This is a genomic window from Verruconatronum alginivorum (assembly GCF_056590205.1).
The window spans coordinates 4415001-4434196 of the sequence record NZ_JBWPVQ010000001.1 but is presented as its reverse complement, the minus strand read 5'-3'; the positions used below and the strand labels follow the sequence as shown (position 1 = coordinate 4434196).

Genomic DNA, 19196 nt, shown 5'->3' with positions numbered 1-19196 from the left:
CCGCCACTGGGAGGGATGGCATCCTGCCGTCCGCCGTCGGCGTCCGCCCCAGAAGAAGGTCGGCTGGAAGCCACCCTCCGATTTAGCCCTTCAATCCGCATGAATCAGGTCATGGTAAGTAGTGGGGTTGGCTTCGCCGCCCCATTTTCCGACGCGGTCGAAATGCCCGCGACTTTGAAACCCAGTCTCACCACTCGACGTCGAAGAAGGACAAACAGTTTCGGCCGCTGCGGTCGGGCGGCGGAGCCAACCCGACTACGGCGTAGTTCAGTAATCACGACGTGACGTCGTGATTGAAACCCTTCGTTTCCCTTCGCGACCTTCTGTTCAATCTCGGCTCGGCCCTACGCGACGCGGAACGCCAGCGCATCCTCTTCCACCCGGAACGTCACGGTCTGGTCTTCGCGGATGTCGCCCGCGATCAGGGCCCGGGCCAAACGGGTTTCGATCTGCTTCTGGAGGAAGCGGCGCAACGGCCGGGCGCCGAAGACCGGGTCGTGACCCTTCTCCGCCACCCATTTGCTCGCCTCCGGTTCCAACTCCACCCGGATGCGACGGTCGGCCAAGCGCCGGTTCAAATCCTCCAACAAGAGCTCCACGATCTTTTCCAGTTCGCCCAAGGCGAGCGGCTTGAAGAGGATGATGTCGTCGATCCGATTTAAAAACTCCGGACGGAATCCGCGTCGCAATTCCGCGAATACATTGGACCGGATCTCCTCAGGAATCGTCTCGTCGTTTCGCCCCATTCCCTCGATCAGGAAACGGCTGCCAATGTTCGAGGTCATGATGATCACGGTGTTCTTGAAATCGACCGTGCGTCCTTGGGAATCGGTGATCCGGCCGTCGTCGAGAACCTGCAACAGAATATTGAATACATCCGGATGGGCCTTCTCCACTTCGTCGAACAGGATCACCGAATACGGTTTCCGCCGGACCGCTTCCGAGAGTTGCCCTCCTTCTTCGTAACCGACGTATCCCGGAGGCGCCCCGATCATCCGGGCCACGGCGTGCTTCTCCATATACTCGGACATGTCGATGCGGATCATGTTTTCCTCGGTGTCGAACAACGAGGCGGCCAGCGTCTTCGCCAGCTCCGTTTTCCCGACGCCGGTCGGTCCGAGGAAGATGAAACTTCCGATCGGACGCCGGGGGTCTTTGATCCCCGACCGCGCCCGGAGAATCGCTTCCGACACCGCGGTGACCGCTTCGTCCTGGCCGATCACCCGTTCGTGCAAGACCGATTCCAGGCGCAACAGTTTCTCCTTTTCGCCTTCCAGCAACCGCGTCACCGGAACTCCGGTCCAGCGCGAAACGATGTCGGCGATCTCCTCTTCGGTGACTTCCTCCTTCAGCAAAGTCGCCTCCCGTCCGGCTTCTTCCAGCCGGGCGAGTTCCGCCTCCAGTTCGGGCAAGCGTCCGTGACGCAGCTCCGCCAACTTATTCAAATCATAAGCGCGCTCGGCTTGTTGCATCTCCAGTTTCACTTGCTCGATCCGCTCCCGGACCTGCTGGACTTTGCCGATCGCTCCCTTCTCTTCCTCCCATTGACGACGCAACACATCGGCCTTTTCCCGGACGTCGGCCAATTCCTCCCGGAGGCTTTCCAACCGTTTACGGCTCGCCTCGTCCTTCTCCTGTTTGAGGGCGGCCTCTTCGATCTCGAGCTGCATCACCCGGCGGGTGTATTCGTCGAGTTCGGCGGGCATGCTGTCCATTTCGGTCCGGATCATCGCGCAGGCCTCGTCGATCAAGTCGATTGCCTTGTCCGGCAGGAAGCGGTCGGTGATGTAGCGGTGCGACAACACCGCCGCGTTCACGATGGCGTTGTCCTTGATATGCACCCCATGGTGCACTTCGAAACGTTCCCGCAGCCCGCGAAGAATGGAAATCGTGTCCTCGACAGTCGGTTGGTCGACCATGACCGTCTGAAACCGGCGTTCCAAGGCGGCGTCTTTTTCAATATGCTTGCGGTATTCATCGAGCGTGGTGGCGCCGATGCAATGCAACTCGCCGCGCGCCAACATCGGTTTCAACATGTTGCCCGCATCCATCGCCCCTTCCGCCTTGCCGGCACCGACGATCGTATGGAGTTCGTCGATGAAGAGAATGATTTCCCCGTCGCTGTTCTTGATCTCCTGCAGGACCGCTTTCAACCGCTCCTCGAATTCGCCGCGGTACTTCGCCCCGGCCACCAGCGCCCCCATGTCGAGAGAGAAGATGGTTTTGTCCTTCAACCCCTCCGGCACGTCCCCTCGGACGATCCGTTGGGCCAACCCCTCGACGATCGCGGTCTTTCCGACCCCCGGTTCCCCGATCAGAACCGGATTGTTCTTCGTCCGGCGCGAAAGGATGCGGATCACCCGGCGGATCTCCGCGTCGCGGCCGATCACCGGATCGATCTTCCCCCGCTTCACCTGTTTGACCAGATCGATCCCATACTTTTCGAGCGCCTCGTAGGTCGCCTCCGGGTTTTCCGAAGTGACCCGCTGACTCCCCCGCACTTCGCGCAACGCCTTCAGCACCTTGGCCCGGTCGATGGAAAAGCTGTCGAACAACTTCTTCAACACCGCCGGTTTGCCGCCTTCGATCAAGCCGAGGAAGAGATGCTCCACGCTGACGAACTCGTCCTTGAGCTGTTTCGCCTCCCGCTCGGCGATGGTCACCGCGTTGTTGAACGCCTGGGACACATAGATCCGGGACGTGTCGACGCTTCCGGAAACGCTCGGCAAACGCTCGAGTTCCCGTTCCAGCGCCAATTGCAGGGCGTTGGGAGTGATCTCCATCTTACGGAGAATTCCCTGCACGATCCCATGCTCCTGCGACAACAAAGCCGCCAGCAGATGCAACGTGTCCACCTCGTTGTGATTGCGCCGCCGCGCCTGATCCTGCGCCTCGGCGACGGCGGTTCTCGACATTTCAGTAAGTTTTCTCGGGTCCATGGCGTTTCGTTCTCCTTAAGTTTAATAAACACCTTGCAGAAAGCGTGCCTAAAAAAACTTTCGGCTCCCCGCCCCCAAAACCGCCCGGCGACCGGAGTTCCGCACACATCAACGATCACGCCACCTGTCCACACTGAGACAAACAATTCGACTCCGTCCCCCAACCGCGACATTTTGACGCACCCAAGGAAGGCTCTTTTCCCCAAACCGAAGGTTGACAAAAATCACCTCCACCCCAAAACATACCGACCAGTATGTAAATTAAACCGCACACCCGTTCTCTCTCCCGATGAAAATCGCTTACCATATCGTCCGCGTCCTGCTCGGTCTCCTTTTTCTTTTCGCATCGGTCGCCTTTTTCCTGCAGTGGATCACGCCGCCCGAAATGGAGGGGGATCTCCTGGCGTTCAACCTCGGCCTCGCCGCCGCCGTCTACGTTTTCCCGGTGGTCAAAGGCGTGGAACTGCTCTGCGCGATCGCCTTCCTCGCCGGGCGCTTCGTGCCACTGGCCACCGTGATCCTGTTTCCGATCACGGTGAACATTGTCGGGGTCCATCTCTTCCTCGACCCCGCCGGTCTACCGGTGGCGATTTTCGTGCTCATCGGCAACCTCTTCCTCGCCTACGCCTGCCGCCGGCATTACCGCGGGCTTTGGGCCGCGAAAACCGACTGGCAAACCGCCCCGGAGCACTCGCCCGCCACCGCAACCGACCGGGCTTAACGCGCGCGAAATCCGCAGAAGAAAACATCCATGGTGGCGGTGACATCCAAGGTGATTTGATCCCGCCACGGTTCGCGCAACATCGCCCGGTGGAGTCCGGTGGCGAAGGAATACAACGAAAAAGCGGCGGCCGCCGGGCTCACCCCCGGACGTAATTGCCCCAGGTCCCGCGCCCGCTCGAAATATTTCTCGCTCATCGCCACCAAATCCGAATCCCGCTCCACGATCCGCCGGAAAACCGGGTTCAACTCTTCCACGAATTCACACCGATGATACAAAATCGTATGGATCCGCCGACGGCATTCATCCGACAGGAGAATTCCCATCGCCTTGGTGCAACGCCGCTGCAACGCCCCGAGCGGATCGGCGCTGTCCTGCCGTTCCTCGAATTGCAGAAACTCCTCCATCGGCAATTCGACGCTCCGCATCAACGCCTCGATGATTTCACCCTTGTTGGAAAAATGATGGTAAATCGCCCCCCGAGTGTAACCCGCCGCCTTGGCGATCTGTTCCAACGTGACCCGGGCCACTCCTTTTTCGAGAAACAGATCAATCGCTGCGGCCAACAGGTCGCGGCGCGTCGCTTCGGATACTTCTTTGGTTCGGCCGGGCATATTTCTGCAAAATTTCCAAACATCTCGATTGACTCGCGAATGGCAACTCCTAATCAATCCTACATTCATGTATGAATCTTTTCAAGGTCGCGGGATTCCGCGCCGTCGGAGATCCTGATTTCCAAATGAACAAACGATCCGCATCATCCGCTCTCAATCGAGCGAAGCACGGCCTCCTCCTCGCCGCGACCGCCTTCGCCTTCACCGCCTGCAGCGACTCCGCGGCCGATGGCAACGGCGGATACGGCGGCGGCATGCCTCCGCCAACCGTCACCGCGGTCGTGGTCGAACCGGAACCGGTGACCATCCGGGCGAATTATCCCGGCCGGGTCCGGGGCGCCCGTGAGGTGGAGGTCCGGGCCCGGGTCGGCGGCATTCTCGAAGAGCGTCTTTACACCGAGGGCGGAACGGTCGAGGCAGGCGACGTCCTTTTCCGGATCGAACAGGAGCCTTATCAGATCGCATTGCGCCACGCCGACGCCGAATTGGCCAACGCCCAAGCCGTCTTCAACCAGGCCGAGCGCGAATGGCGGCGGATTTCCCGCTTGTTCGAACAGGACGCGGTCAGCGAGCGGGAACGCGATCGCGCCATCTCCGAGCTCGAACTCGCCGAGGCCCGCGTTGCATCCGCCGAAGCCGGACGGGCGGAGGCGGATTTGCATCTCCGCTACACCGAGGTCCGCGCGCCGGTCGCCGGAAGCACCGGTTTGGAAACCGTCCCCGAGGGTAGCTTGATCGACCGCGGGGCGTTGCTCACCACTTTGGTTCAACTCAACCCGGTCCAGGTCCGCTTTTCCGTGCCGGAGAGCGATGCCGCCGCGCAACGAGCGATCCGCCAGGCCGCGACGGCGGCGGATGAAACCGACCGCCGGGAAGCCCGGCTACTTTTCGCCGATGGCTCCGCCTACCCGTCCGCCGGAGTGGTCGATTTCACCGACAGCCGGATCGATCCCCGGACCGGAACAGTTTCGTTGCGGGCCGTATTCGAAAATCCTGACTTGCGCCTGACGCCCGGCCAATTCGTTCGGATCGAACTGGTGTTGCGGGAATTCGAGGAGGCCTTCCTGATTGATCCAACCGCCGTCGGCGAGGGCCGCGACGGGCCCCGGGTTTTCGTGGCCACCGACGACGGGACCGCCGAAGCCCGCCGGGTGCGGCTCGGTCCCTTGACCGACGGTCGCCAAGTGGTGCTCGACGGCCTCCGGTCCGGCGACCGATTGATCGTCGGAGGACATATCACTTTGCGGGATGGCATGCCGGTCTCGGTTCAGCTTTTGGAAGGCGAGGTGGAGTGATGTTACGCTTTTTCATCGACCGGCCGATCTTTTCGTCGGTCATTTCCATCGTCATCGTGATCGCGGGGATCATCTCCCTGCTCAACCTTCCGGTGGAACAGTATCCCGACGTGGTGCCTCCGCGCATCGTCGTCAACGCCGTCTATCCCGGGGCCAGTGCCGAGGTGCTGGCGGAGTCGGTGGCCGCTCCCCTCGAACAGGAGATCAACGGGGTCGACAACATGGTCTATCTGGAATCGACCAGCACCGATTCCGGCTTCCTCACCGTCACCGTCTCCTTCGCGATCGGCACCGACCCCGACCAGGCGGCGATCGACGTCAACAATCGGGTCCAGGCCGCCCTCCCCCGCCTTCCTCAACTGGTGCGGGAACTCGGGGTGCGGGTCGAAGCCCGCTCCACCAACATCCTGATGGTGCCGGTGTTGACCTCTACCCAGGACGACACGTTGACCATCAGCAACTACGCCCTGCTGAACGTCATCGACGAATTGGTGCGGATTCCGGGAGTCGGCAACGCTTCGCTTTTCGGCGCCCAGGATTACGCCATGAGGATCTGGATACGGCCCGACCAACTCGCCCAGTACGAGCTGACGCCTTCCGACCTGGTCGCCGCCATCCGCGAGCAGAACGCTCAATTCGCCGCCGGCACCATCGGAGCCGAACCGTCGGTCGAGGGCCAGGCCTTCACCTTCGCCATCACCACCCATGGCCAACTCGCTTCTCCGGCTGAGTTCGAAAACATCATCCTGCGGGCCACCGAAGACGGCAGCACCTTGCGCCTCGGAGATGTCGCCCGGGCCGAACTGGGAGCCCAAAGTTACGCCTTTTCCGCCACCTACAACGGAGAAATGGCGGTGCCGATGGGGATCTTCCTCGCCCCCGGATCGAACGCCCTCGAAACCGCCCAACGGGTCCGGGCGGCGCTCGACGAAATGTCGGTCCGTTTCCCGGCTGGAATGACGTATTCGGTTCCTTACGACACCACCGAATTCGTCGAAGTCTCGATCCGGGAAGTGTTCATCACCTTGATCGTGGCGACGGTCCTGGTGGTCCTCGTCACCTTCCTCTTCCTCCAACATTTGCGCGCCACCTGGATCCCGGTGGCGGCGATTCCGGTTTCCCTGATCGGCACCTTTGCCGGAATGCAGGCTTTCGGTTTTTCGATTAATTTGCTCACCCTTTTCGGACTGGTCCTTTCAATCGGCATCGTCGTCGACAACGCCATCATCGTGATGGAAAACGTCGAACGGTTGATGCACGAAAGAGGAATGCGCGCCCGCGAGGCCGCGATCGAGACCATGAAGCAGGTAACCGGCGCCGTCATCTCCTCGACCTTGGTGCTGGTGGCGGTCTTCGTCCCGGTCGCCTTCCTAGGGGGCTTGAGCGGCGAACTCTACCGGCAGTTCGCCGTCACCATCGCCGTCTCGGTCGTCGTCTCCGGGGTGGTGGCGGTCACATTGACCCCGGCGATGTGCGCGCTCCTGCTCGACCGCGAGTCGAAGGAGGTCGCGGCGCCGTTCCGGATCTTCAACAAAGGTTTCGATTGGATCACCGGCACGTTCGTTTTCGGCGTCCAATTCCTGATCCGCCGCTGGATCGTCGGACTCGCTCTCTTCCTGGTGGCGATCGGGGGAACGTTGTTCGTGCTGACCCGGATGCCAATCGGCCTCGTTCCTCAGGAAGACCAGGGCGTCGTCCTGGTGGTGGCCCAATTGCCGCCGGTCTCCGCCCTCCCCCGCACCGAAGCGGTCCGCGACACCCTGTCGCAACAATTGACCGCGATGAACGAAATCGACGACTTCACCTCGTTTGCCGGTTTCGACATGTTCTCCTTCTCGTTGCGGACCAACTCGCTCCTCGGCTTCGCCAATCTCGCTCCCTGGCGCGACCGGACCGGTCCCGGCCAGGACGCCGCGTCGATCGCCGGACAGATTTTCGGTCTCGGCATGGGAATTCCCGAAGCGAACGTGATGGCTTTCGTGCCGCCCCCGATCATGGGACTTTCCATGACCGGCGGGGTCGAGGGGTATCTTCAGATCCGGGGCGAAACAAGCAGCGCCGAAGTCGAAGCCTGGGCCCAACGTTTCGTCGCCGCCGCCAGCGAGCGACCGGAATTGACCAACGTCATGACCACCTTTTCGACCGGCATCCCCCGCTTCCGGGCCCATGTCGACCGCGAACAAGGCAAGGCGATGGATGTGCCGATCAATCAGATCTTCGAGGCAATGCAAAGCACCTTCGGTTCGCTTTACGTCAACGACTTCACCTATTTCGGCCGCCTTTGGCAGGTCAATCTGCAATCGGAAGCCGAGTTCCGCAGCCAACCGGAAGACTTGCAAAAAGTATTCGTCCGGTCCGCCACCGGGGAGATGATTCCGCTCAGTTCATTGGTCACCTTGGAGCGGGAAAGCGGCGCCGACATCCTCAACCGTTTCAATCTTTATCCGGCCGCCCGCCTGATGGCGGATCCGGCTTTTGGATACACCTCCGGTCAGGCCAAGACGGCCATGGAGGAAGTCGCGGCAAGTCTTCGCTCCGAAGGGAATATCGTCCTTGGCTGGATCGGCGAAGCGTTCCAGATCGAGGCGGCCGCCGGAGCCGGGGGCGCGGCGTTCGGCATGGGACTCCTGATGGTCTTCCTGATCCTCGCCGCCCAATACGAACGCTGGACGCTTCCACTGGCGGTGGCCACGGCAGTCCCGTTCGCGGTGCTGGGGGCCTCCCTCGCCGCCATCCTCCGCGGTTTTCCGAACGATATTTACTTCCAGGTCGGATTGCTGGTGCTGATCGGATTGGCCGCGAAAAACGCGATCCTGATCGTCGAGTTCGCCGCGCAAAACCGGCGGGCCGGGATGTCGTCGCTCGAAGCGGCCGAAACTGCCGCCCGTCAACGTTTCCGTCCGATCATCATGACCGCCCTCACCTTCATCGTCGGCTCGATGCCGCTGGTGATCGCAACCGGAGCCGGCGCGGCCAGCCGTCAGGAGATCGGCACCGTCGTGGTCGGAGGGATGGTCATCGCCAGCACTCTAGCCCTCCCGTTCGTCGCCTTGTCCTACAAATTGCTCGAAGACGCGGCCACTTGGCGCCGCGACCGAATCACCTCCAAACGGAGTGACTCATCCCATGCGTAAACAATTCATCTTGTGGCTGCCGGTCACGTTGCTGGCCGCCTGCGCCAGCGGTCCCGACTACCGGACGCCCGCAACCACTCTCCCGGCGGAATGGCCCGACCATGAACTCTTCGGCGAAACGGAATCCGAAGACTGGATACATTGGTGGGAGCGATTCGACGATCCCGTCCTGAATCGCCTGATCGCCCAAGCCCTCGACCGGAATCTCGAAATCCGTCTGCAAGCTTTGCGGGTGGAGGAGTTCCGGGCCCGCCTCGGACTGACCCGCGCCGACCAACTCCCGACCCTCGAAGCCCAGGCCTCCGCCTCACGCGAACGCCTTTCCGGTGCCGCCATCGGAATTCCGGGGGTCACCCCCTCCACCAACAACCTCTTCGTCCTCTCGGGAACGCTCGGCTACGAAATCGATCTTTGGGGACGGCTGGCCCGGGAGAGGGAAGCCGCCGAAGCGCTCCTTCAAGAGAACACCTTTGCCCGCGACGCGGTCCGTCTCAACGTCGTCGCCGACCTGGTCGCCACCTATTTCGACTTCCGGGCCGCCGAAAGCCAAGTGGCGATCACCCGGGAAACCATTGAATCGCGGGCCGAAACCTTGCGCCTGCAACAGATCCGGCGCGACGGCGGCGACATCGACGAACTCAGCCTGCAGCAAGCCCGCACGGAATGGGAAACTGCCCGAGCCGAACTACCGGCCCGAATCCAACGCCAACGTTTGCTCGAAGGCGCCCTCGGCATTCTGACCGGAGCGAACCCGGCCGAGCTTTGGAATGATGCCGACCTCCCCTCGGGGGACCTCGCCTCGATCTCCCTGCCGGAACAATTGCCGAGCCTCCTTCCATCGGATCTCCTGGAACGTCGTCCCGACATCCGGGCGGCGGAGGCCGGACTCGTCGCCGCCCACACCCGCATCGGCGTCGCCCGGGCCGACCGGTTTCCCCGGTTGAACCTCGCCGCCCTCCTCGGCACCGCCGCCACCTCCGGCGGAGACTTGCTCGGATCCGGCGCCACCACCTGGAGTGCCGGCGCCTCGCTCGCCGGCCCGATCTGGGATTTCGGCCGGACCCGCGCCCGCATCCAAACCGCCGAATCGGTCGCGGAGCAAGCGGAAGTCCAATATCACCGCACCGTGAACGCCGCCTTCAACGAAGTCCGCGACGCCCTGGTATTTTACGAAACGAGCGGCGAACGCGCGGCCGCCACCCGTCGCCTTGTCGCCGCCCTCGAGCGAACCCGCGATTTGGCGCAACTACGCTACGACGAAGGCTTCATTTCCTTCATCGAACTCCTCGACGCCCAGCGCGCCCTGTTGACCGCCCGTCTCTCCCTCGAAGAAACCATCCGCGACCAACTGACCGCCACCGCCACCTTGTTCAAAACCCTCGGCGGCGGCTGGGAGCCCACCGAAGCGACCGACGAATAGGATCGACGCGCTTCAGCCGTCGTCGTTCGACTTCCGGCCATCCGAAACCATTCCCCTTTCCCAACGGCCTGCGGCCACCGGAGCGACGCGCTTCAGCCGTCGTCGTTCGACCTCCGGCCATCCGAAACCATTCCCCTTTTCCGACGGCCTTCGGCTAAAGCACGAAGCTCCCTCCTTGGCTCCGCACCTCCAGCAACTCCCGGATCGGCCCCTTCAACGCAGCGTCAACTTGATCCACCCGAGGCGGGCGACGTAAGCCATCAATCCGAGCGGTCCGAAAATCCAACAGAGCAACAACTCCACCGGCGCGCGGATCTTTCGTTTGGCCGCATCCCGATAAATCGACATGCCGAGGAAAAGGTCGATCGCCAGATAGTGTGCCCAAACCACCAGGAAAACCAGCGGGTGATTGACGAAATTCCGCATCGCCTTCAGCTCGAATCCCACCAGCGGCGGCACCCCGGTGATCGTCACCAACAGGTAAATCGCATACAAATACACGCCCCCGAGCAACGCCGGCACCAGAAACGGGTGGGAGATCTTCCAAACCAACCGGTTATGCGGAAAGACGATCATCGCCGTCCAAAACGGCAATACGATCAGATTCATCAATAAAAAGGCCCGATTCAACTGCGCGGCCCCGAAAACCTCCACCATCCAAACAGGCATCTTCTTGCAAATACGTTGTTCCGACCTAAATCTTCATACCTTTTCCGCAGCCCACTTCATTTGACGAATTTCCTCCGATGGACAAGAGCAATCATTCCAAACCGCCTCCTCGCAAACCTTGGCCGATGCGCTGGATCATCCTGGCCATCGTCGGATTCGTCGGGTTCTACACCGTGGTGAACCTTTTCCACCGCAAGGAGGACGCCGCCCGCCATCCTTACGAGGAATCTCAGATTCGCGGCGGACACGCGTTGCGCGAGGTCGGTTGGCGTCCGTTTCCCAACGCCTACGGCATGGCGGCCGGCCCCGAGGAGATGGCGCGGCTCCCGGTCGATCAGGACGACCTCGACCTGCGGGACGTGCCGTTCGAGGTGATGATGCGGTCCGACCCCCGCGTGGTCCGTTGGTCGAGCCACCTTCCTCCGCTCGAACAAGGTGAACAACTCCTGCGCCTCGAGGCTCGTCCGGTCGTTCCTTCAGGCGAACCTTACCTCGCCCTCCTGGCGTGGGAGAAACCGGAAGGCTTCCGCGCCCCGCAATTGGTCGTTTTCCGCCAGGGGCAAAGGATTCTCATCGTCCCCCGCCCTCCCGAACGTTTCGCCGCCGAACATACCGACCGGACCTTGTTCATCATCCCGCCCGAATTCCTCGAACCGGGCGAATACGAGGTATTCCTCTCCACCGAGGGTCGCGTTAATCGGTGGACTTTTCGGGCGGAATGAGGTTTTCTTCCTGCCTCTCAGCAACATGACTCAATCCGATCCAGCCAACGCCATCAAACCGACCGATCTCCGCGGCATCCTGAAATACGTGCCCCGGTTTCGCGACCAGGTGTTCGTGATCGCGATCGACGGCAGCGTCCTGGCCGATGAGAACCTGCCGAATCTGTTCCTCGATATTGCCGTCCTCCGGAGCCTCCACATCGGCGTGGTCCTGATCCACGGGATCGGCCAACAGATTTCCGACCTCTCCGCCGAACGTAAGATCCCGATCAGCGACGTCCATGGCGTCGGCGTGACCGACTCCACCACCCTCGCCCTCGGAATCGAGGCCGCCACCATGGTTTCCCACCGCGTGATGGAGGGGCTGACCCAAAGCGGCTTGAAGTGCGCCCTCACCAACGCCATCCGGGCCATTCCGGTCGGAATCAAGCGGGGCGCCGATCAGCTTTTCACCGGGAAAGTCGAACGGGTCGACCACAAGGCGATCCAACACCTGATGGAGGCCAATATCGTCCCAATCGTTTCGCCGATCGCCTTCGACCGGGAGGGTCGCTCCCTTCGGATCAATTCCGACCATTTGGCCACCGAGCTGGCGGTCGCGCTCAAGGCGACCAAAATCATTTTCCTTTGCCCGTTCCCCGGCCTCGAAATCGACGGATCGGTGAAACGGGAAATCGCCATGGAGACGTTGGACGACCTGCTCCAAAAACATCCCGGAGCGATCGGCGAAAACGCCCGGAGCAAAGCGGTCCACGCGGTGAAAGCCATCAAATCCGGTCCGCCCCGGGTCCACCTGGTCGACGGGCGGGTCTACGAGGGCTTGCTGAACGAGATTTTTTCCAGCGAAGGAGTCGGCACGTTGATCTACGGGAACGACTACCAGCAAATCCGTCGGGCCGCCCGGCGCGACGCCCGGACGATCTACAACATCACCCGCCAAGGGGTCAAACGGGAGGAACTCCTCCACCGCTCCCTCCAAAGCATCGAACGGAAAATCGACGACTACTACGTCTTCGAGATCGACGAGACTCCGGTGGCTTGCATGACCATCCAACTTTATCCCGGCGACGAGACCGCCGAGATCGCCTCGCTTTACGTCATGCCGGGCAACCAACACAGCGGAATCGGCCGCAAAATGGTCTCCTTCGCCTGCATGGAGGCCAAACGCCGCGGCGCCCGGCGGCTCATCGCCCTCTCCACCCAAACCTTCGCCTTTTTTCACTCGGTCTGCGGCTTCGAGGAAACCGGCCGCGACGCCCTCCCCCCGGAGCGGCTCGCCGCCTACGACAAGAACAAACGCAATTCCCGGATCCTGATGAAATCCCTCGACTGAGGGGAAAACCGCACGATTCTTCGGCTCCAGGCAGGCATTTCGCACGCTTCCCGCCGTCCGGCAGAAATTTGAACCCCAGAATGGGCGCGGCTGCCGCCGGACAAAGGACGATTTTGAGAAACGAACCCTATGATTCGTTCCGACAACCGACCCCACCCCGGACCTTGGCACGGCCTAAGCTCCCCGGCCAAAGACCGTTTCACGATTCTAACGGCTCCACTCCGATCCGTCGTCGTCCCGCATCCCCGGAAATTCACCCGGGGCCGTGGACGTTTCCTGAAAACCGAAATCGTCAATCAAGACACCTGAAAGGATCAGATCATTATGGAAGACCGTTACAAACATTCGACAGGGTTCGGAACCGGGGAACCGGTCGGATACCGCCGCCGCCTCTCGTGGGGCGCGATCATCGCCGGGACCGTCGCCGCCCTGGCCGTTCAACTACTGCTCACCCTTCTCGGAATGGCGATCGGCCTTTGGACCATGCCGGCCGTCGGGACCGAGTTCGCCCAGGAACTCGGGATCGGAGCCGTCATCTGGGCCGTGGTCAGTTTCATTATCGCCCTCTACTGCGGCGGATGGATCGCCGGCCGGATGTCCGGGTTGGGAAACAAAACCGACGGCCTCCTGGAGGGATTCATGGTTTGGGGCGTGGTGACGGTGGTCACCTTCATGCTTCTCACCACCGCGGTCGGCGGCCTGATCGGTGGAGCGGCCGGCTTGGCCAGTGAGATCGTCGGGGTGGCGTCCGAGCAGATCGACGACCCCGAAGCAGTCGCTCAGGAGTTCGGTGATCCCGCCCGCGAGGCGCTCGAAGACGTCGAGATCCAACAAGAAGACCTCGAACAAGCCGCCACTGCCGGGGGCACCACGGTGTTTGGAGCTTTTCTCGGCCTGCTCCTCGGGGCCGTCGCCGCGTCGCTGGCCGGACGGCAGGGGAGCGCTTCCGGGTTGCGGTCCGACATCGATCGCCCCGGCGGCAAAGCGGAAGTTCACAAGTAAGTCCGGATTTCATCGTCACGCCGGACGAAGCCCGGCGTGACGCTCCGGCTTCCCCCGGGCATCTTCAATCTTCGAAATCGGACAACTCTTCCTCATGTTCCGCAGCGCGCGGACACTCCTTCTCGTCGTTCTTCAAAAGGTAAGAACATTCGGTGCACCAGACAGCGCCGCAATCAAAGCAACGGCCCAACAGGATATTTTGATAATCCGGGTCGCTATCGCAGTCGCTCCGTAGCATGCCGGCTTTCGCCGGATGAACATCGTAGAAGGAATCATCGAGTGAAAACTCGATGCTACGGTCGGTTCCTCCGTAGCATGCCGGCTTTCGCCGGATGAACATCGCGGAAGGAATCATCGAGTGAAAACTCGATGATACGGTCGGTTCCTCCGTAGCATGCCGGCTTTCGCCGGATGAACATCGTGGAAGGAATCATCGAGTGAAAACTCGATGCTACGGTCGGTTCCTCCGTAGCATGCCGGCTTTCGCCGGATGAACATCGCGGAAGGAATCATCGAGTGAAAACTCGATGCTACGGTCGGTTCCTCCGTAGCATGCCGGCTTTCGCCGGATGAACATCGCGGAAGGAATCATCGAGTGAAAACTCGATGCTGCTATGAGGGTTTCGTGACAAGCGGAAAATGAAACCGTTGTTTGATTTATTTTTCTTAGGACATTCTTAAGATCTGCTTTCTTACCTTAGTTCCCCTAGCGGGGGTTTGGGGGCGGCAATGAGCCCCAATCTTTTGGCCTTTGGAGTTGCCCCCGGAAAGGAATGTCTCTCGTCCCCGGTCCCCTCGAACTGGCCGGGGGGACAAACTGCTATCCGCGCGTGCCTTAGAGGCAGCGCATTATAATTTATGCGACCCCCGGCGAGGCCGGAGGAAAAGAGGGACGGAGCAAGCGGCACAATCTACAGGAACGGATGAAAGTCCAAGCATCGAAACGTGCGCGCTCCACTCCGAAATCGGGTTCGCTTCAGGCAAAAAGATCAAAGAACAAAAAGGGAAGTTGGTTGCCCTCAGCCGACTGCAACCTCGGGCATCCTCAGGCCGAGCTTCTCAGGCGTGGTTTGACCGGTGGCCAACCGCCACAGATCGATGGCGAGCTTGCGGGCGGCCGCGACCGCGATCTTGCGCCGAGACCGGCCGCTGACAAGCTTCTCGACCAACTCGCGCACGGGCGGGTAATCGGGTTGCCATCGCACCATGCGCCAGACCGCTTCGATTAACAGGGCGCGTATTCGCGGATTGCCGTGCTTGTTTATACTCAGATCCCGGGAGGATCCTCCGCTTTGGTGAACCCCGGCACATAATCCGACGAAGCCGGCCACTTGACGCCGGTTCTTAAACCGTCCCCAGTCGCAGATCTCCCGCAGGAGCATCACCCAGGTCAGGGCTCCGATTCCGACCGGCAGAGGCTGTTTAACCTCCTCGACCAGTTCCTTTTTGATGGCCCTTTCCTTCTCGTCGAGCTTCAGCAGAATCTCACGCATTACCTCAAGTTGCTGGACCAGATACTCGGGTAATTCGAGACAGAGATCCTTCCATTTGCGCGGCCCCCACCAACGGCCTTTCACGTGGAATCCCTGCGCCAGCAACGCGCTTCGACCACGTGCCTCCCATCCACTCCGGCTCTTCTTGATCTGATCGCGCAGACGTGATCTCGCCCGCGCCTGTTCTTCCTCCTGGCTTGGCACACGAATGACCGTGAAGGCCTTCTTGTTGCCTCGCAAATAGCGGTCGAGTTGGTCGACCAGCCCCCGCGCATCAAGGTTATCCGTCTTTTGGTTGCGTCCGCCCGCCAGGCTCACCGGGGCAACCACGAAAACGGTGGCTCCCAATTCGGTGAGCTGGCGGTATAATCCATAGCCGCAAGGACCAGCCTCATAACAGGCATAAACCTTCAGGTCGGCGGCCACTAACTTGCCAACGAGGCGAACCAGTTCCTCGTGCTTCAAGCGCAACGGGCGTTGCGGCAAGCTGCCGTCCACCTGTAGGCAAGCCACGCCATCGCGGGCATGAAGATCGATCCCGAGCTTGACCTCCTGCCCATTGGACGAGACGATTCCGTTAATCAATTTGGAGAAGTTATTTTTCGATTGGTTATTCATATCGGGCGACATGTTGGAGAATTCTTTCCCACTTGTCGCCCTCATGTTATCTACGGTCGGTTCCTCCGTAGCATGCCGACTTTCGCCGGATGAACATCGTGGAAGTACCATTGAGAGAAAACTCGATGCTGCTATGAGGGTTTCGTGACAAGCGGAAAATGAAACCGTTGTTTGATTTATTTTTCTTAGGACATTCTTAAGATCTGCTTTCTTACCTTAGTTCCCCTAGCGGGGGTTTGGGGGCGGCAATGAGCCCCAATCTTTTGGCCTTTGGAGTTGCCCCCGGAAAGGAATGTCTCTCGTCCCCGGTCCCCTCGAACTGGCCGGGGGGACAAACTGCTATCCGCGCGTGCCTTAGAGGCAGCGCATTATAATTTATGCGACCCCCGGCGAGGCCGGAGGAAAAGAGGGACGGAGCAAGCGGCACAATCTACAGGAACGGATGAAAGTCCAAGCATCGAAACGTGCGCGCTCCACTCCGAAATCGGGTTCGCTTCAGGCAAAAAGATCAAAGAACAAAAAGGGAAGTTGGTTGCCCTCAGCCGACTGCAACCTCGGGCATCCTCAGGCCGAGCTTCTCAGGCGTGGTTTGACCGGTGGCCAACCGCCACAGATCGATGGCGAGCTTGCGGGCGGCCGCGACCGCGATCTTGCGCCGAGACCGGCCGCTGACAAGCTTCTCGACCAACTCGCGCACGGGCGGGTAATCGGGTTGCCATCGCACCATGCGCCAGACCGCTTCGATTAACAGGGCGCGTATTCGCGGATTGCCGTGCTTGTTTATACTCAGATCCCGGGAGGATCCTCCGCTTTGGTGAACCCCGGCACATAATCCGACGAAGCCGGCCACTTGACGCCGGTTCTTAAACCGTCCCCAGTCGCAGATCTCCCGCAGGAGCATCACCCAGGTCAGGGCTCCGATTCCGACCGGCAGAGGCTGTTTAACCTCCTCGACCAGTTCCTTTTTGATGGCCCTTTCCTTCTCGTCGAGCTTCAGCAGAATCTCACGCATTACCTCAAGTTGCTGGACCAGATACTCGGGTAATTCGAGACAGAGATCCTTCCATTTGCGCGGCCCCCACCAACGGCCTTTCACGTGGAATCCCTGCGCCAGCAACGCGCTTCGACCACGTGCCTCCCATCCACTCCGGCTCTTCTTGATCTGATCGCGCAGACGTGATCTCGCCCGCGCCTGTTCTTCCTCCTGGCTTGGCACACGAATGACCGTGAAGGCCTTCTTGTTGCCTCGCAAATAGCGGTCGAGTTGGTCGACCAGCCCCCGCGCATCAAGGTTATCCGTCTTTTGGTTGCGTCCGCCCGCCAGGCTCACCGGGGCAACCACGAAAACGGTGGCTCCCAATTCGGTGAGCTGGCGGTATAATCCATAGCCGCAAGGACCAGCCTCATAACAGGCATAAACCTTCAGGTCGGCGGCCACTAACTTGCCAACGAGGCGAACCAGTTCCTCGTGCTTCAAGCGCAACGGGCGTTGCGGCAAGCTGCCGTCCACCTGTAGGCAAGCCACGCCATCGCGGGCATGAAGATCGATCCCGAGCTTGACCTCCTGCCCATTGGACGAGACGATTCCGTTAATCAATTTGGAGAAGTTATTTTTCGATTGGTTATTCATATCGGGCGACATGTTGGAGAATTCTTTCCCACTTGTCGCCCTCATGTTATCTACGGTCGCTTCCTCCGTAGCATGCGGCAGACATCAATCCTCCCCCATTGCCTCCAACACTTCGCGAAAGGGAACATTCGCCAGTGTGCCGAAAAGCGGGTGACGCGTGAGTTTCGCCCGCGTCAACCGGGGCGAGGTCAAACCACAGAAAAACCGAGCCGCCCGCCGGCGGGTTCCGAGAGCGTCCGGATGTTCCCGCCGCAATTTACCCAACGCCGTCAAATCGAACGATCCACGGGTCCCATTCGAGGCTCCGTTCGCCCGAGACCGTTTGTATTCACCCAAACAACGGTCGCAATGCCCGCAGTCACGCTCCAAGGTTTCCCCAAAGTAACTCAGCAAGCGGCGAACCAGGCACTCCGGATGTTCCGCCAGCGCCACCACCTGCCGAACACGGGAAATATCATTCCGCTCCCGTGTGGCGAAACGGTCCGCCAGTTCCCGCTTCAGTCCATCGACATCCGCCGGACGTTTCACCAAACGATACCCAAGACGAAGCCCGGCGACCTTCAGGGTCAAGAAGCCCTGCTCCTCGAGGTAATTCAACGCCCGGACCAATCGGTCCCGGGTAGTATCGAGACGGCCCGCCGTCTTCGCCAAATCGATATGAAACCACTTCTTCGCCTTGACCGCTGACGCAAATACTTGCCGCAAAAAAGCCGCCCGCTCCTCATCGAAGCGACTGAGGATCTCGGACGAACTCTTCAGCGGCACGAATTGATATTCATTGTAGAAAGGAGCCGTCGCCTCGATGATCCCGGCGAGCTCCAAATAGGTCAAAAGCGTGTTCACCACCAACGGCCGCATATCGAACTGGTTCGACAACTCGTAGGTCGAAACATCGAACTCCCCGTCATGAGCCAGCATTGCGTCGACCATCTCCCCGACCGCTTCGCGATCCGGCGTGTCGCCGAACGAAAAATTCTCCAAGACCACGACGTCATCCCGGCAGGCCAGGATTTCACAAATCGACGGCTTGCCGTCGCGTCCGGCCCGACCTGTTTCCTGGGAATAGTTCTCTAGACTCTTCGGCAAGTTGTAATGATAGACGTAACGAATGTCCGACTTATCGATGCCCATGCCAAAGGCGATCGTCGCCACGACGATCGCATCGGCCGAAGACATGAACCAATCCTGAACCGCCACCCGATCCTCGCTCGGCAAACCGGCGTGGTAGGCTTTGGCGGAAAATCCACTCGCCGCCAAAAACTTCGCGACTTCCTCGGCCGTCGCCTGCAAGGTCACGTAAACGATCGCCGGGCCCTTGGGACGACTCCGCAATCGTTCGCGGAGAAGTCCGTCGCGCTCGTTCGTCTTACACGCCGTCGCCCGCAGCTCCAGATTTGGCCGGTAAAACCCGGTATGGATATGGTCGTCGGCGGCGATTTGGAATTCGCGACAAATATCGGCCGCCACCTCGGGAGTGGCCGTCGCCGTTAGCGCCAGGACCCGTTCGACGCCAAGATTCCGGGACAATCCGGCCAGCTTCAGATAATCCGGCCGAAAATTATGGCCCCACTCCGAGATACAGTGCGCCTCGTCGATCACCATCAAC

General features: G+C 60.6%; 14 protein-coding genes (1 of these 14 only partly in view). 7 read left to right on the top strand and 7 right to left on the bottom strand.

The window, feature by feature from the left end; genetic code table 11:
* Positions 1 to 344: 344 nt before the first annotated feature.
* On the bottom strand, positions 345 to 2939 hold the full coding sequence (gene clpB / locus ACWUI2_RS15865) for an ATP-dependent chaperone ClpB (protein ID WP_486983823.1): 2595 nt from the start codon (positions 2937 to 2939) through the stop codon (positions 345 to 347).
* A 289-nt stretch (positions 2940 to 3228) separates the two neighbouring features.
* Between clpB and ACWUI2_RS15860 the strand changes: the two genes are divergently transcribed.
* Positions 3229 to 3660 (top strand): DoxX family protein, encoded by a 432-nt coding sequence (locus tag ACWUI2_RS15860; RefSeq protein WP_486983822.1) that lies wholly within the window; start codon positions 3229 to 3231, stop codon positions 3658 to 3660.
* Here ACWUI2_RS15860 and ACWUI2_RS15855 read toward each other — a convergent pair.
* A complete protein-coding gene (locus ACWUI2_RS15855; RefSeq protein ID WP_486983821.1) occupies positions 3657 to 4274 on the bottom strand; it encodes a TetR family transcriptional regulator in 618 nt (205 codons plus the stop codon). The genes ACWUI2_RS15860 and ACWUI2_RS15855 overlap by 4 nt on opposite strands.
* A 71-nt stretch (positions 4275 to 4345) precedes the next feature.
* Between ACWUI2_RS15855 and ACWUI2_RS15850 the strand changes: the two genes are divergently transcribed.
* From ACWUI2_RS15850 to ACWUI2_RS15840, 3 genes are read left to right on the top strand one after another with little or no spacing between them, the layout of a single operon-like run.
* Positions 4346 to 5569: an efflux RND transporter periplasmic adaptor subunit gene (locus tag ACWUI2_RS15850; RefSeq protein ID WP_486983820.1), complete on the top strand. Its 1224-nt coding sequence runs from the start codon at positions 4346 to 4348 to the stop codon at positions 5567 to 5569.
* Positions 5569 to 8703, top strand: a complete 3135-nt coding sequence (locus ACWUI2_RS15845; RefSeq protein WP_486983819.1) for an efflux RND transporter permease subunit — start codon at positions 5569 to 5571, stop codon at positions 8701 to 8703. Before ACWUI2_RS15850 ends, ACWUI2_RS15845 begins: the two co-directional genes overlap by 1 nt.
* A complete protein-coding gene (locus ACWUI2_RS15840) occupies positions 8696 to 10123 on the top strand; it encodes an efflux transporter outer membrane subunit (RefSeq protein WP_486983818.1) in 1428 nt (475 codons plus the stop codon). The genes ACWUI2_RS15845 and ACWUI2_RS15840 overlap by 8 nt, the downstream gene beginning before the upstream one ends.
* Before the next feature lie 213 nt (positions 10124 to 10336).
* Here the strand turns inward: ACWUI2_RS15840 and ACWUI2_RS15835 are convergent, their stop codons facing one another.
* Positions 10337 to 10792: an ABA4-like family protein gene (locus ACWUI2_RS15835; RefSeq protein ID WP_486983817.1), complete on the bottom strand. Its 456-nt coding sequence runs from the start codon at positions 10790 to 10792 to the stop codon at positions 10337 to 10339.
* A gap of 77 nt (positions 10793 to 10869) precedes the next feature.
* Between ACWUI2_RS15835 and ACWUI2_RS15830 the strand changes: the two genes are divergently transcribed.
* The 3 genes from ACWUI2_RS15830 to ACWUI2_RS15820 all read left to right on the top strand — a co-directional run bounded on the left by ACWUI2_RS15830 (position 10870) and on the right by ACWUI2_RS15820 (position 13849).
* Positions 10870 to 11514 (top strand): hypothetical protein, encoded by a 645-nt coding sequence (locus ACWUI2_RS15830; RefSeq protein WP_486983816.1) that lies wholly within the window; start codon positions 10870 to 10872, stop codon positions 11512 to 11514.
* 25 nt (positions 11515 to 11539) lie between these two features.
* The gene (gene argA, locus ACWUI2_RS15825; protein ID WP_486983815.1) at positions 11540 to 12847 is read left to right on the top strand and encodes an amino-acid N-acetyltransferase; all 1308 of its coding nucleotides are present in this window, start codon (positions 11540 to 11542) and stop codon (positions 12845 to 12847) included.
* Between the two features lie 324 nt (positions 12848 to 13171).
* Complete coding sequence (locus tag ACWUI2_RS15820; RefSeq protein WP_486983814.1) at positions 13172 to 13849, top strand: hypothetical protein; 678 nt, start codon at positions 13172 to 13174, stop codon at positions 13847 to 13849.
* Positions 13850 to 13913: 64 nt separating this feature from the next.
* Here ACWUI2_RS15820 and ACWUI2_RS15815 read toward each other — a convergent pair whose 3' ends face one another.
* From ACWUI2_RS15815 to ACWUI2_RS15800, 4 genes are all read right to left on the bottom strand, one after another.
* On the bottom strand, positions 13914 to 14204 hold the full coding sequence (locus ACWUI2_RS15815) for a hypothetical protein (protein WP_486983813.1): 291 nt from the start codon (positions 14202 to 14204) through the stop codon (positions 13914 to 13916).
* Between the two features lie 664 nt (positions 14205 to 14868).
* A complete protein-coding gene (locus ACWUI2_RS15810; protein WP_486981276.1) occupies positions 14869 to 16005 on the bottom strand; it encodes an IS110 family RNA-guided transposase in 1137 nt (378 codons plus the stop codon).
* Between the two features lie 493 nt (positions 16006 to 16498).
* Positions 16499 to 17635 carry an IS110 family RNA-guided transposase gene (locus tag ACWUI2_RS15805; RefSeq protein WP_486981276.1) on the bottom strand — a complete coding sequence of 379 codons (1137 nt, stop codon included), beginning with the start codon at positions 17633 to 17635 and terminating at the stop codon, positions 16499 to 16501.
* Between the two features lie 39 nt (positions 17636 to 17674).
* On the bottom strand, positions 17675 to 19196 hold the 3' portion of the coding sequence (locus ACWUI2_RS15800; RefSeq protein ID WP_486983812.1) for a RecQ family ATP-dependent DNA helicase. 419 nt of this gene lie beyond the right edge of the window; 1522 of the gene's 1941 nt are visible here — the last part of the coding sequence; its start codon lies off the right edge, out of view — the gene reads right to left on this strand; the stop codon is at positions 17675 to 17677.

What these genes read in the sequence shown, in the direction of transcription:
- clpB (WP_486983823.1), bottom strand. Translation starts at nt 2,939, where the DNA reads ATGGACCCGAGAAAACTTACTGAAATGTCGAGAACCGCCGTCGCCGAG.
- ACWUI2_RS15860 (WP_486983822.1), top strand. Translation starts at nt 3,229, where the DNA reads ATGAAAATCGCTTACCATATCGTCCGCGTCCTGCTCGGTCTCCTTTTT.
- ACWUI2_RS15855 (WP_486983821.1), bottom strand. Translation starts at nt 4,274, where the DNA reads ATGCCCGGCCGAACCAAAGAAGTATCCGAAGCGACGCGCCGCGACCTG.
- ACWUI2_RS15850 (WP_486983820.1), top strand. Translation starts at nt 4,346, where the DNA reads ATGAATCTTTTCAAGGTCGCGGGATTCCGCGCCGTCGGAGATCCTGAT.
- ACWUI2_RS15845 (WP_486983819.1), top strand. Translation starts at nt 5,569, where the DNA reads ATGTTACGCTTTTTCATCGACCGGCCGATCTTTTCGTCGGTCATTTCC.
- ACWUI2_RS15840 (WP_486983818.1), top strand. Translation starts at nt 8,696, where the DNA reads ATGCGTAAACAATTCATCTTGTGGCTGCCGGTCACGTTGCTGGCCGCC.
- ACWUI2_RS15835 (WP_486983817.1), bottom strand. Translation starts at nt 10,792, where the DNA reads ATGCCTGTTTGGATGGTGGAGGTTTTCGGGGCCGCGCAGTTGAATCGG.
- ACWUI2_RS15830 (WP_486983816.1), top strand. Translation starts at nt 10,870, where the DNA reads ATGGACAAGAGCAATCATTCCAAACCGCCTCCTCGCAAACCTTGGCCG.
- argA (WP_486983815.1), top strand. Translation starts at nt 11,540, where the DNA reads ATGACTCAATCCGATCCAGCCAACGCCATCAAACCGACCGATCTCCGC.
- ACWUI2_RS15820 (WP_486983814.1), top strand. Translation starts at nt 13,172, where the DNA reads ATGGAAGACCGTTACAAACATTCGACAGGGTTCGGAACCGGGGAACCG.
- ACWUI2_RS15815 (WP_486983813.1), bottom strand. Translation starts at nt 14,204, where the DNA reads ATGATTCCTTCCGCGATGTTCATCCGGCGAAAGCCGGCATGCTACGGA.
- ACWUI2_RS15810 (WP_486981276.1), bottom strand. Translation starts at nt 16,005, where the DNA reads ATGAGGGCGACAAGTGGGAAAGAATTCTCCAACATGTCGCCCGATATG.
- ACWUI2_RS15805 (WP_486981276.1), bottom strand. Translation starts at nt 17,635, where the DNA reads ATGAGGGCGACAAGTGGGAAAGAATTCTCCAACATGTCGCCCGATATG.